Source organism: Arthrobacter sp. YAF34 (assembly GCF_052113245.1).
In the GTDB taxonomy this organism is placed as follows: domain Bacteria; phylum Actinomycetota; class Actinomycetes; order Actinomycetales; family Micrococcaceae; genus Arthrobacter.
This window is the reverse complement of sequence record NZ_JBFRCV010000055.1, coordinates 1-385: the sequence shown is the minus strand read 5'-3', so window position 1 is coordinate 385 and position 385 is coordinate 1. Positions and strand designations below refer to the sequence as shown.

Below are 385 nucleotides of genomic sequence, written 5' to 3'. Positions count from 1 at the left end.
AGGCGGCGGACCGAATGTAGGCCAGGGCGTTATCGGTCATGACTTCGCTCACGGGTGCACCGTTCGCGGCCATGAACGCTGCGGCGTTGGTCAGGAATTGGGCGCAGGTCCGCCCTTTCTCGTCCGGTAACACCTCGACATACGCCAGACGGGAGTGGTCATCCACGGCAACGTGGACGTAGTCGTAGCCCAGCCCGCGGCCTTTCACAGCTTCGCTGCGGCCGTGGACCCGCCAGCCGCCTCCATCCGGGATCTTCCCGAGCTTCTTCACATCAATGTGCAGCAGCTCCCCGGCCGTGTCGCGTTCATAGCGGTGGTCGGTGGCCCGGCCGGCCCTGATGCGTTCGCCGCTGATCGGGTCCAGTTCCCACAACCGGGGCAGCCC

1 pseudogene is annotated in these 385 nt (G+C 66.2%); it reads right to left on the bottom strand.

The annotated features are described in order from the left end of the window. Positions 1–385: pseudogene (locus AB4Y72_RS19735) on the bottom strand (IS481 family transposase); the annotation flags it as partial.